The 12,508-nt window shown below is 36.3% G+C and carries 14 protein-coding genes; all 14 read left to right on the forward strand.

The annotated features are described in order from the left end of the window. Window positions 1–97 precede the first annotated feature (97 nt). The 14 genes from ACLIBG_RS07560 to ACLIBG_RS07625 all read left to right on the forward strand — a co-directional run bounded on the left by ACLIBG_RS07560 (window position 98) and on the right by ACLIBG_RS07625 (window position 12,475). Window positions 98–754: a flagellar brake protein gene (locus tag ACLIBG_RS07560; protein ID WP_439312154.1), complete on the forward strand. Its 657-nt coding sequence runs from the start codon at window positions 98–100 to the stop codon at window positions 752–754. Between the two features lie 330 nt (window positions 755–1,084). Next, on the forward strand, window positions 1,085–1,768 hold the full coding sequence (gene cmk / locus ACLIBG_RS07565; protein ID WP_439312155.1) for a (d)CMP kinase: 684 nt from the start codon (window positions 1,085–1,087) through the stop codon (window positions 1,766–1,768). A 229-nt stretch (window positions 1,769–1,997) separates the two neighbouring features. Further along, on the forward strand, window positions 1,998–3,131 hold the full coding sequence (gene rpsA / locus ACLIBG_RS07570) for a 30S ribosomal protein S1 (protein WP_439312156.1): 1,134 nt from the start codon (window positions 1,998–2,000) through the stop codon (window positions 3,129–3,131). Window positions 3,132–3,579: 448 nt separating this feature from the next. Continuing rightward, a complete protein-coding gene (locus tag ACLIBG_RS07575; protein WP_439312157.1) occupies window positions 3,580–4,173 on the forward strand; it encodes a YphA family membrane protein in 594 nt (197 codons plus the stop codon). A 79-nt stretch (window positions 4,174–4,252) separates the two neighbouring features. Next, on the forward strand, window positions 4,253–5,563 hold the full coding sequence (der, locus tag ACLIBG_RS07580) for a ribosome biogenesis GTPase Der (RefSeq protein WP_439312158.1): 1,311 nt from the start codon (window positions 4,253–4,255) through the stop codon (window positions 5,561–5,563). Window positions 5,564–5,575: 12 nt separating this feature from the next. Further along, window positions 5,576–6,613 (forward strand): NAD(P)H-dependent glycerol-3-phosphate dehydrogenase, encoded by a 1,038-nt coding sequence (locus ACLIBG_RS07585; protein WP_439312159.1) that lies wholly within the window; start codon window positions 5,576–5,578, stop codon window positions 6,611–6,613. A gap of 55 nt (window positions 6,614–6,668) precedes the next feature. Continuing rightward, on the forward strand, window positions 6,669–6,923 hold the full coding sequence (locus ACLIBG_RS07590; protein WP_439312160.1) for a stage VI sporulation protein F: 255 nt from the start codon (window positions 6,669–6,671) through the stop codon (window positions 6,921–6,923). A 249-nt stretch (window positions 6,924–7,172) separates the two neighbouring features. Beyond that, entirely contained in the window at window positions 7,173–7,370 is a 198-nt protein-coding gene (locus ACLIBG_RS07595) for a DUF2768 domain-containing protein (protein ID WP_439312161.1), read from the forward strand. Window positions 7,371–7,388: 18 nt separating this feature from the next. After that, window positions 7,389–8,111: a hypothetical protein gene (locus ACLIBG_RS07600; RefSeq protein ID WP_439312162.1), complete on the forward strand. Its 723-nt coding sequence runs from the start codon at window positions 7,389–7,391 to the stop codon at window positions 8,109–8,111. A gap of 252 nt (window positions 8,112–8,363) precedes the next feature. After that, window positions 8,364–9,842 (forward strand): stage IV sporulation protein A, encoded by a 1,479-nt coding sequence (gene spoIVA, locus ACLIBG_RS07605; RefSeq protein WP_439312163.1) that lies wholly within the window; start codon window positions 8,364–8,366, stop codon window positions 9,840–9,842. A gap of 319 nt (window positions 9,843–10,161) precedes the next feature. Continuing rightward, window positions 10,162–10,434: an HU family DNA-binding protein gene (locus ACLIBG_RS07610; RefSeq protein WP_439312164.1), complete on the forward strand. Its 273-nt coding sequence runs from the start codon at window positions 10,162–10,164 to the stop codon at window positions 10,432–10,434. 169 nt (window positions 10,435–10,603) lie between these two features. Beyond that, window positions 10,604–10,831: a trp RNA-binding attenuation protein MtrB gene (gene mtrB / locus ACLIBG_RS07615; RefSeq protein WP_439312165.1), complete on the forward strand. Its 228-nt coding sequence runs from the start codon at window positions 10,604–10,606 to the stop codon at window positions 10,829–10,831. A gap of 144 nt (window positions 10,832–10,975) precedes the next feature. Beyond that, a complete protein-coding gene (locus ACLIBG_RS07620; RefSeq protein WP_439312166.1) occupies window positions 10,976–11,767 on the forward strand; it encodes a heptaprenyl diphosphate synthase component 1 in 792 nt (263 codons plus the stop codon). Window positions 11,768–11,770: 3 nt separating this feature from the next. Beyond that, on the forward strand, window positions 11,771–12,475 hold the full coding sequence (locus tag ACLIBG_RS07625; RefSeq protein ID WP_439312167.1) for a demethylmenaquinone methyltransferase: 705 nt from the start codon (window positions 11,771–11,773) through the stop codon (window positions 12,473–12,475). Window positions 12,476–12,508: the final 33 nt, after the last annotated feature.

Below are 12,508 nucleotides of genomic sequence, written 5' to 3' on the forward strand. Positions count from 1 at the left end.
TCTTTTTAGAAAACTTCTGTAATAATAGGCATATGGAACTATGTAAATTAGACTTTTTATAGTTCTTAGTGCTTGGTTATTTGCAGGGGGGATACATATGAAAGTCGGTACCGTTCTTACATTGGAAACAGAGACGTCAACTTCGAAACAAATAGAGAAATTGCGGTGTAAAATTATTGATATAAATGAAAATTATTTATTTATTGACATTCCTGTCAACATGCATTCACATAAAACTGTCTTTGTTGGACGAGGAGAAAAAGTTAAGATCACATATGTCGATACAGATCAAGCAGTATATCAATTTCATTCGATAGTAAAAGCAAGTGTGAAACTTCGAATACATGCACTTAAAATTCCCATACCCAGAAAAGAATTTATTAAGCGGATCCAGCGAAGACAGTATGTTCGCATAAAAACAGCAGTAGATGTAGCAATTCATTGCCATGAAGGGGATTCAACAGCATTTACAACTGTAACTAGAGATATAAGCGGCGGCGGATTATCCATGATAGTACCAGAACAGGTAAACGCAGTTAACTTAAATAAGGTGGAACTTTGGATTTCATTCCGTCTAAACTCAGGTAAACACATATACATTAATACCGATGCTAAAGTGATTTCGGTTAAAGTGGAAAAAGGAATCACGACCGCTTCGCTTAAATTTGAGTCAATTACTCAACAAGACAGACAGCATCTAATATACTTCTGTTTTGAAAAACAAAGAGATGCAAGAAAAAAAGAGTGGATGTAGTATTTTTGCAGATAAGAGTATGAATCTTTTCTACCGCTCACTGATTAGAATGTCACGTCTTGGAACCTACGCTTTCGTTCCACTGTAAAGATTTAGAAGATGCGTATAACTCCTCGCCCCATCAAAACCATAGTGGCAAAGACAGTACTAGCCCATCCCGTGATTCATAAATGCATTTAGAGCTTTTTCACTATAAAGGCATGGTGATGAGCCAAGATTTCTAATTTAAATTATGTTATTATTTAGTACAGGGGAAAAAACTTGGCAAGTGCCAAGTTTTTTCAAATTTATTGTAGGTTACACGGCAAGGAGAGGAATGGGATATTTAGTATGAAAAACGATAAAAAAGCAGCTATTGCTATTGATGGTCCAGCTGCAGCGGGAAAAAGCACAGTTGCAAAAATAGTTGCTAAGAAACTTTCTTTTGTATATATTGACACAGGTGCAATGTATCGGGCACTTACATTGAAAGCCTTAACTGAAAAAATACGCCTTGATGACGAGGATGTATTGTCAAATTTACTTAAAACGACCACCATTGATCTTAATTTACAATCCAATGGACAAAGCGTATTATTGGATGGGAAAGATGTAACACGTGACATTCGAAATGATCAAGTGTCGAATAATGTTTCCCTTATTGCAAGGTCATCAACAGTACGTAAAGAGATGGCGTACAGACAAAAGGCTCTTTCAGAACAATATTCTGTTGTAATGGATGGAAGAGACATTGGAACGAACGTGCTTCCGAATGCAGACGTAAAATTTTTTCTAGTTGCATCTGTTGAAGAGAGGGCCAAAAGAAGGTATGAAGAGAATCTAGAAAAAGGGTTTGCCTCTAACTTGCATGACTTAAGAAAAGAAATTGAAAAAAGAGACTTGATGGATACAAAACGTGAAATTGCTCCACTCCAAAAAGCTGCAGATGCAATTGAAATTGATACTACTTCCTTATCCATTGATGAGACCGCAGAAACAATTATAAATGAAATAAGGACTAAATTAAAAGTTTAAACAAGACGCAAAACGGTAATAGGAAAATAATTGAGAATACGTATGAAATTGATTCTTCACACACGTAAATACATATCTTTTACTTGACAATTAAAAATAAATAGTAGAAGTTAATAAGAAGAAGTGTGTTATACTGAAGATAATCATGAATAATGATTAACAAAAAGTTACGGTTTAAGAAAACACATTTGTACTTTTATTTTCTAATAGGTTTAGGAGGCAATAGGTCATGAGTGAAACAAATATGAACGGTTTTGAAGCAGTTAATGTAGGCGATACACTTAGCGGGAAAGTAGTAAAGATTGAGGATAAACAGGTTTTTATTGATATTGGCCATAAAGCAGAGGGGATCGTGCCAATAAGTGAATTATCCAATTTGCATATAGAGCACCCGTCTGATGTTGTATCGGAAGGCGATGAAATAACATTAAAAGTTAAAAAAATAGATGATGAAGATATTGTACTTTCAAAAAAAGCAGTAGAAGCAGACAGTGCTTGGGCAGATTTGGAAGAAAAATATGAAAGTAACGAAACATTTGAAACCGAAGTAAAAGAAATTGTTAAGGGTGGACTTGTCGTAGATGTTGGACTGCGTGGTTTTATACCGGCATCGTTGGTTGAAACGTACTTCGTAGAAGATTTTTCCGAATACAAGAATAAAACATTAAAAGTAAAAATAGTTGATTTGGATAAGGAACAAAATCGGGTCATATTATCACATCGTGCAATCACTGAAGAAGAAGAAGTAATGAAAAAGCAGGAATTGTTGCAGTCAATTGAAGCAGGACAGGTATTGGAAGGAACTGTGCAGCGGTTGACCAACTTTGGTGCTTTTGTAGATATTGGTGGAGTTGATGGATTGGTTCACATTTCCCAACTGGCGCACGAACACGTGGAAAATGCCTCTGATGTTGTGTCTGAAGGTGAAACGGTCAATGTGGAAGTCTTATCCGTAGACAGGGACAATGAACGTATTTCCCTTTCACGTAAAAATACACTTCCTGGACCATGGAGCGGAATTGAGGATCGAATGTCCAGAGGCGACACGGTTGAGGGTACGGTAAAAAGACTTGTTGACTTTGGTGCATTTGTTGAAATAGAGAAAGGTGTAGAAGGCCTCGTTCATATTTCTCAAATAGCGAATCGGCATATTGGTACACCGCATGAAGTACTAGAAGAAGGGCAACAGATTCAAGTCAAAGTTCTTGATGTAAATGAAAATGAGAAAAGAATTTCATTAAGCATTAGAGAGTTGGAGCAAGAACAAGAAGAAGCAGAATACAAGCAGTATACGAAAGAAGAGGACCAGTCTAGCTTTCAATTAAGTGATATTATTGGCGATCGATTAAATAAGTATAAATAAAGGTTGAAACGTATTTTGAGTTGCCTCTTTAGTTGGTATATGACCGACTATAGGGGCATTTTTTGGGTGCAGTGTTAAGAGGGAAAGTCGTGTTAGTTGCTGAGTCTTGCATGCTTTGTCGCGATGTAGTATCACAAAATCTACACTAGCGCATCCTTTGCCTCGGGGCTAGATGTTGATTTCATGTAGTATAAATTATCCGTAACTGCTAGAGTATAAACAATAAAAGAACGAATTTTACATTTGAATCATCTAAATATATTATTATTACGTTCGTTGTTTTTCATCCGGGTAACTTTTTTTCTCAGGAAAAGCTACAAATATTACGATAGTACGATTAGTGACGACAATATACTTTATTAAGATTGTAAATTCAAAAGTATTTTCTGTCCTCATTATCGTTTAAAAACCCTTCTGTTAAGCTATAATGCTAATGGTAGGTGGTAATGTGGAAGATGGAATGATTTATTATTGGCTAAGCTGGATATTCTGGATTGCTGTAACTTTTTTTATGGAAAAGACTTGGATCCGGGTCTTTTTTTCTGCATGGATTTTACTCATGATCATCGGTTCAAGCCTATATATCCCCCTTTTGAAAGGGAATGTTTCATTGTCCTTCTTGATTCTATTTGCCGGGACTATTGTACTTTATACTAAGATTAAAAACGTTTATTATGCTTTATTTGCTTCGTTTACAATTACAATAGGTTATGCGGCAATTTTAATATGGGAAAAGGTAACGCCCATATGGTTTATTCTGCCTAGAGAAATCTTTATTTCCCTGATCATATGCATTATGGTGACTGTTTTTACAGACAATTTTATAAATCGAATATTGATCGGCTTGCTAGGTGTCATCTTTGGTGAAATATTGTATTCTTTTATGTTGTCAAGTTATAATATGCAGCATTCTACAGGTCAAATGGAATTTTTTGATCAAGTAACAGTAATGGTACTATTTTTATTTCCACCTTACTTGTTGCAAAAAGCGAGAACGATAATGGTAGATATATATCGCTATACACGGTTTTCTGCAAAATAAAAACAGAACAATCGTTGTGAATTATTTTTTATTTTGCTAAACTGAATTGAAGTTAATGGAAAGTAAGGGTGAACCTTTCATGAGGAAATCAACTGTAGCAATTGTAGGAAGGCCAAATGTCGGTAAATCAACTATTTTTAACCGATTGGTTGGCGAACGAATTTCGATTGTAGAAGACGTACCTGGGGTGACAAGGGATCGAATTTATGCTCATGCCGAATGGCTTGCTGCAAATTTTAATTTAATAGATACCGGTGGAATTGAAATGACGGACGAACCATTATTGGTAAAAATGAGACATCAGGCTGAAATAGCAATCGACGAAGCAGACGTTATTATTTTTTTAGTCAATGGTCGAGAGGGAATCACAGCTGCAGACGAAGAAGTCGCTAAGTTACTCTATAAATCAAAAAAACCGGTTGTACTTGCTGTTAATAAAATTGACAATCCTGAAATGCGCGAACAATTATATGAGTTTTATGCGCTTGGTTTCGGGGAACCATTCCCTATATCAGGGGCCCATGGTTTAGGACTGGGAGATCTATTGGATGAAGTTGTACGACAGTTTCCAGCTAACAAGGGACAAGTAGAAGATGAACAGATTATTCATTTTTCATTAATTGGGCGACCGAATGTAGGAAAATCATCTTTAGTAAATGCTATTCTGAATGAAGATCGCGTAATTGTCAGCCCAATTGAAGGAACGACAAGAGATGCCGTGGATTCATATGTGCAACTAGAAAATAATGAATTTGTTATTATTGATACTGCAGGAATGCGTAAAAGAGGGAAAGTATACGAAACCACTGAAAAATACAGTGTATTGCGTGCGCTAAAAGCGATAGACCGCTCGGATGTTGTACTTGTTCTTTTGGATGCGGAGACAGGGATTAGAGAACAGGATAAAAAGATAGCCGGTTATGCGCATGAAGCAGGACGTGCAATTGTGATTGTAGTGAATAAGTGGGACACAGTAAATACAAAAGAACAAACAATGAAAGCTTTTGAAGAGAAAGTTCGTGTTCATTTTCAGTTTTTGGATTATGCACCGATTATCTTTTTATCAGCAAAAACCAAAAAAAGACTGCATACGCTTCTGCCTGGAATACGTCTGGCCAGTGAAAATCATGCAAAACGAATTGCAACAAACGTTTTAAATGATGTTATTATGGACGCACTCGCGATGAATCCAACACCGACGATAAAAGGACGGCGTTTAAAAATACTCTATACAACACAAGTGGCGGTAAAACCTCCGGTATTTGCTGTATTTGTAAATGATCCGGAACTAATGCATTTTTCGTATAAACGATTTTTGGAAAACAGAATTAGAGAAGCATTTGGATTTAGCGGCACTCCAATTAAAATAGTTGCCAGAAAAAGAAGTTAAGGGGGAATAGAAATGACTAAAGTTGCAGTAATGGGTGCGGGTAGCTGGGGGACAGCATTAAGTATTGTTTTAGCTGACAATGGACACGATGTACGGCTATGGACACACAGGCAAGAACACGCAGAATTGATTAATTCTACGCATAAAAACACACAGTATCTCGACGTTCCTATACCGGAGAAAATTAATGCCTATTCCGACCTGAAAAAAGCAATAGAAGGAGTAGAGGCGATTATAATTGTTGTGCCGTCCAAAGCAATTAGAGAAGTATGCAGCAAGCTAGAGCCATATATGAGTCCAAACATTACACTTATTCATGCGACTAAAGGTATTGAACCAGGCTCTCTTAAAAGAATTTCACAAATGATCTGTGAAGAAATTCCCGACTACGCATATGAAGATATTGTTGTGCTTTCAGGCCCTAGTCATGCAGAAGAAGTTGGTAAGCGACATCCTACAACCGTAACTGTGTCTGCAGTAAATTTAAACAAAGCAGTGTATGCCCAGGATTTATTTATAAATAAATTTTTCCGGGTCTATACAAGTTCTGATGTCATTGGGATAGAACTGGGTGGTGCTTTAAAAAACATTATTGCTCTAGGTGCAGGCATGTCAGATGGATTAGGGTTTGGAGACAATGCAAGAGCAGCTTTGATTACGAGAGGTTTAGCAGAAATTGCGAGACTTGGAACTTCCTTGGGAGCTAATCCACTTTCTTTCCTTGGCTTGCCAGGAGTAGGTGATTTAATTGTAACGTCGACAAGTGTACACAGCAGAAACTGGCGAGCAGGTAATTTGCTAGGTAAGGGCAAACCATTGGAAGAAGTTTTACAACAAATGGGGATGGTTGTTGAAGGCGTAAGGACAACTAAAGCTGCTTATGAATTTGCCAAAAAGCAGCAAGTTGAAATGCCTATTACAACAGGTATTTATGATATTATTTTTAATCATAAAGCACCTAAAGAAATAGTTGAACAACTAATGAACCGCGATAAACGAGAAGAAATGGACGATCTGGCATCATTACTAAAAAACCGAGATGCTCGATAACAAGAAATGTCTTCCTTGCATATAATATGTTGACATATTAGCAAGGAGGGATTGTGTGAGTAAACAAAAAGGACCATTTGATAAAATAGAAAAAAAAACAAATATGAATCAAGGGGATATTTACAAAATAGCTAATTCAGTTAAAAATGCCGATTTCTCTGATGAAAAAACGGTAAGAAATCTTGTCCGCCACTTATCAAAAATGGCAAATAAACAAATATCCAAAGAAAAGGAAGACAAGATTGTACAAACAATAATTCAAAATAAAATGCCAACAGACATGCAGTCATTAAGCAAATTTTTTAAATAATTACTTTCATGGGCAAGTGAGGATACATTCATTTGTATGCTCGCATAATATAATACGCACAAGCATTCATGGATAGAGTTGCTGTGGGAATTGTTTAGTCAAAACCGAGGTGAAGTCGCCCCTTCATCTCGGAATTTTTCTGTTAATTAATCCATAAGCTTCTCGCTGTGAAAAAAGGTGGTATTAACTGCTAACGGATAGGAACCTATGTTATAATCGTCTTGCACCGGAAGTATAGGGAGTGAAGATATGTCGGCATCGGGTTTAAAAGAAATAATTTCATTTGCTGGAATAGCGTTGCTCATATTAGCAATTGCATTTATACAATTAAGCAGGAGAAAGTTAACCGGATGGCTTGCTGGAGTTGTTTCCCTACTTGCATACATATGTTTAGTGATAGGGGCACTCATTGTGTTTTTTATTGTTTTCAGCGGACCATCGAGTTAATAATGGAGGAAACTTTACATGAAATTTATGCAAAAATGGCTCGCTTTAATTTTTATCACAACTTTTTTAACGGGATGCTTATTTCCTCAAAGTGAACTTTCAAAAAACCAAAAACCAAACCAGGATCAATTGGATATGGTCCAGCAAGCTGTCGATAAGTACAAAGAAGAAACAGGCGGGTTATTGCCAATTAGAACTAAGCCTAATGAAACACCCATATTTCAGAAATATTTAGTTGATTTTAACATCCTTAAAGAGAACAATATTATTACAGAAACACCAGGTAATGCATATGAATCAGGTGGGGTTTATCAGTATACGATCCTGACCCCTGAAGAGGATCCTCGTGTTAAACTTATTGATTTACGCAACACGGAAACGATTCGCAATATTAATGTCAAGCTGGAGATGTATCGTTCAAAAAATATATATCCACCTTTTGCAAAAGAAATTGAAAAAGGCATATATAAACTGGATTATGAAAAACTTGGCTTTAACAATGAACCACATGCAGTGAGTCCATACTCCAGAGAGAGCCTTCCAATTGTTATGGATACAGACGGAAAACTTTATATCGATTACCGAATTGATTTAATGAAAGCATTAAATGAGTTCTCACATGATTATGAAGAAGGTGACGATATACGATATATATTGGCGGATAATACTCCATTTGTACCAGTATATTCTTTGCCGTATACAATAAAGAATGGTGAACCCATTTTTCTCGTTAATAATTAATGACCCGCATAAAAACTGCCCTTGAAACATATATTGTTTCAAGGGCTTTTTCATGTTTAAGGAACATCGGCTTACTGCCGATCTATTCGTACATATGAAAGAATGTGAACGAGTATACGAAAGCTTAAAATAAAATTTATTCAATTAAATCATATTTAAGTCATATTTTAATAGGACAACGTCATAGACTTGTAATGTCAATTATTCGTAGGTTGTATGTAATGGTATGGAATGAAACTGGGAGGGGATCGTTTGGAGAAAATCGATATTTTTAAAGATATTTCGAAGCGGACGAATGGAGATATTTATCTTGGGGTCGTAGGTGCAGTCCGCACCGGGAAATCCACATTTATTAAAAAGTTTATGGAGCTTGTCGTGTTGCCGAACATTGATGAAGAAAGCGAACGGGGACGCGCGCATGATGAACTGCCTCAAAGTGCAGCAGGTAAAACGATTATGACGACGGAGCCTAAATTTGTTCCGAATCAGGCTGTGTCCATTCATGTCGAAGAAGGTTTGGACGTAAATGTAAGGCTTGTTGATTGTGTAGGATATGCTGTGGAAGGTGCAAGAGGGTTTGAAGACGAAAATGGGCCGAGGATGATTCATACTCCTTGGTATGAGGACCCAATTCCTTTTCATGACGCAGCTGAAATTGGTACACGAAAGGTTATTCAAGAGCATTCCACTATTGGAGTTGTTATTACAACGGATGGTACATTTGGAGAAATTGAACGCTCCGATTATGTGGATTCCGAAACGAAGGTAGTGGAAGAGTTAAAAGAAGTTGGCAAACCTTTTATTATGATCATTAATTCTGTTCGACCTACGAGTACAGAAACGGAACTGCTTCGTCAGGAACTATCAGAAAAGCATGATATTCCTGTATTGGCGATGAGTGTTGAAACGATGACTGAACATGACGTTTACAATGTATTAAGAGAATCACTGTATGAATTTCCTGTTCTGGAAGTTAACGTTAATCTACCGAGTTGGGTAATGGTTTTAAAGGAAGAGCATTGGTTGCGGCAAAGTTATCAAGATGCCATCCACTCAACAGTAAAAAATATAAAAAGGCTTCGTGATGTTGACCATATTATGGGGGAATTTTCGGAATATGATTATATTGATAAGGCGAACCTGGCTGGGATGGAGATGGGTGAAGGAATTGCCGAAATAGATCTGCATGCACCTGATCACTTATACGACCAAGTACTAAAAGAAATTGTTGGAGAAGAGATACGAGGAAAAGATCATTTACTTGAATTGATGCAGGATTTTGCGCATGCAAAACGCGAATATGATCAAATCGGTGGAGCCCTCCAAATGGTAAAACAAACAGGGTATGGAATTGCAGCTCCCTCAATTGAGGATATGGATTTGGAGGAACCGGAAATTATTAGGCAAGGATCGCGATTTGGTGTTCGTTTAAAAGCGGTTGCACCATCCATCCACATGATTAAAGTTGAAGTTGAATCAGAGTTTGCTCCAATTATTGGTACTGAAAAGCAAAGCGAAGAGTTAGTTAGATATTTAATGCAGGACTTTGAAGAGAATCCTTTGTCCATATGGGAATCCGATATATTTGGAAGATCACTCAATTCAATTGTGAGAGAAGGCATACAGGCTAAGATTTCATTAATGCCCGAGCATGCCAGGTATAAATTAAAGGACACATTGGAACGGATTATTAATGAAGGTTCTGGTGGTTTAATAGCGATTATTTTATAACAGCTTGCCAAAAGCTGTTTTTCTTTTTGGGTTTTACTTGAATCAATAATGAAACGAGCTTATGTAATCTATGCCAGCTTTTTTTCCCATTTTGTTCTTTATCACATAAAAAATTGAGTACTATTAACTAAAAATGCAAAAAATCTTGAGAAAATCAGTAAATAATGTTGAATTTTATTGCAAAGTCAGTTAGTATAAGCCTTATCATCAATGAAAATGATGACTCTATAGTATAAAACTAGACGAATTGGTGAACAAATGGAAGTAGTATAATCGTTTGTTCTATGTTAGTCGATTTCATTGGGAGGAGGTGAATGTCATGAATAAAACGGATTTAGTAAACGAGGTTGCTGAAAAAAGCGAACTTTCCAAAAAGGATGCTGCCAAAGCAGTAGATGCAGTATTTGACTCTGTCATGGATTCACTTAAAAAAGGTGAAAAAGTTCAAATCATTGGATTCGGTAACTTTGAAGTACGTGATCGCTCAGCTCGTAAAGGCCGCAATCCTCAAACAGGAGAAGAAATTGAAATTCCTGCAAGTAAAGTTCCAGCATTTAAAGCAGGTAAAGCCCTTAAAGATATTGTTAAATAACGATAGCTATTTTTACATAGGGCATAAGGGTACGTTTATTCGTACCCTTTTTTATATTGGACAAATAATGTAATTGTACAATCGACCTTTCTTATTAACGTCTAACGATTGACAACGTTGTTTTAATAAGCGATATTAGGATAAGTAATTTAACAAAGGTAGGTTTGTCATGGAGAATCCAAATTTAAAATCCGATTATTTTGTGATTAAGGCATTAGAAGACGGTGTTCACGTAATAGGTCTAACAAGAGGTGCTGATACTAGGTTTCATCATTCCGAAAAATTGGATAAAAACGAAATAATGATTGCTCAATTTACTGAGCACACTTCAGCGATGAAAATTCGAGGAAAAGTAACGATCCAAACCGAACACGGTGAAATGAGTAACGACCAATAAATTTTTAACATCAGAAATTTCGAACATCCGATCAAACATTATTTAATTTCACGGTCACTTTTATCAGGAGGATTTCTATGGGCTGATGTATAAATTATGTTATAATAGCTAATAGAAACAGATGAAAGGGCTTAGGTGGTTGTATTGTCCAGTTCTACGATCGATACCGAGGAAATGCTAGCTTTAATTGATGACAAAATTCAACATTCATATATAGAGAAATACATAGAGAAGCCTGTTATTGATGAAAATAAATTGTACGTATTAATATCGATATTGAATAAAGCAGCGATATCTGAATGCAAGAAAAAGCAATATATTATTACAGCAATGCTAGTACAAATTGCATTAGATACACATGAACTTGTACCTATAAAGACCAGTGAATCGAATAAAGTAAACAAAACAAAAAAGCAGCTATTTGTTTTAGCTGGCGATTATTACAGCGGTCTTTATTATTCATTGTTGGCGGACATTGAAGATGTTAATATGATTCAATCATTAGCAGCAGCAATTAAAGAAATTAATGAATACAAAATGAACTTATACTATGGTGAATATAATACGTTTCAAGACTTTGTCAAATTAACCGGTAAAATTGAAACATTACTAATTAAACGTGTTGCTGAATCGATGGATGAACAATATATAATCCCATTAGTCGAAGAATGGCTAACGTTAATCAAACTAATTAGAGAAAAAGAAAAAATGTTTGAAGATCAATATTCCAGCATGTTTGAATATTGGTTTTTATCTACAAGCAGTGGTTTCTCTTCCATTTCTTCTATGCTAGATCGTTCAGTAAATACAAAAGTACAAAATATAGAATCTTTATTGGGAGAGGTACCGTCCCAATATGGCCTACTGGAATTTCGTGTACGGCAGCAGCTAAAACAAATAGAACATAACAGCAGCTCATTGGTGGAAGAAGGGTAATGGATGAAAGCGAATAAGAAGGAAGAGCGAGTGCATCATGTGTTTGAAACAATTTACGACAAATATGATGAAATGAATTCAATTATTTCGTTTAGGCGCCATAAAGCATGGCGAAAAGACGTTATGAAGCGTATGAATGTTCAAAACGGAGCGAAGGCTCTCGATGTTTGTTGTGGTACAGGTGACTGGGCAATTGCACTGGCACATGCTGTGGGCGCTTCAGGTAGTGTGATTGGACTGGATTTTAGTCAAAATATGCTGTCCATTGCTGAAGAAAAAAATGAAAAATATCAATTAGAGCAACTTTCTTTTATCCATGGAAATGCTATGGAATTACCTTTTGAATCTGAATCGTTTGATTATGTGACAATAGGATTTGGGTTACGGAATGTACCCGATTATATGTCGGTGTTAAAGGAACTTCACCGCGTTGTTAAGTCTGATGGAACCGTGGCCTGTCTAGAAACATCCCAGCCAACCTTAATCGGATTCAGACAACTGTACTATTTATATTTTCGCTATATTATGCCGCTTGCCGGCAAACTTTTTGCGAAAAGTTATCAAGAATACGCTTGGTTACATGAATCAGCAAAAGATTTTCCCGATAAAAATAAATTGAAAGAAATGTTTATACAAGCTGGCTTTTCGCATGTTCAAGTGAAGAGTTATACAGGTGGAGTAGCAGCAATGCATATGGCAACGAAATAGACTATTATGTGAACTTATGAATAAAAGGTGACA

This window comes from Virgibacillus sp. W0181 (assembly GCF_051846915.1).
Taxonomy (GTDB): domain Bacteria; phylum Bacillota; class Bacilli; order Bacillales; family Amphibacillaceae; genus JBPYCR01.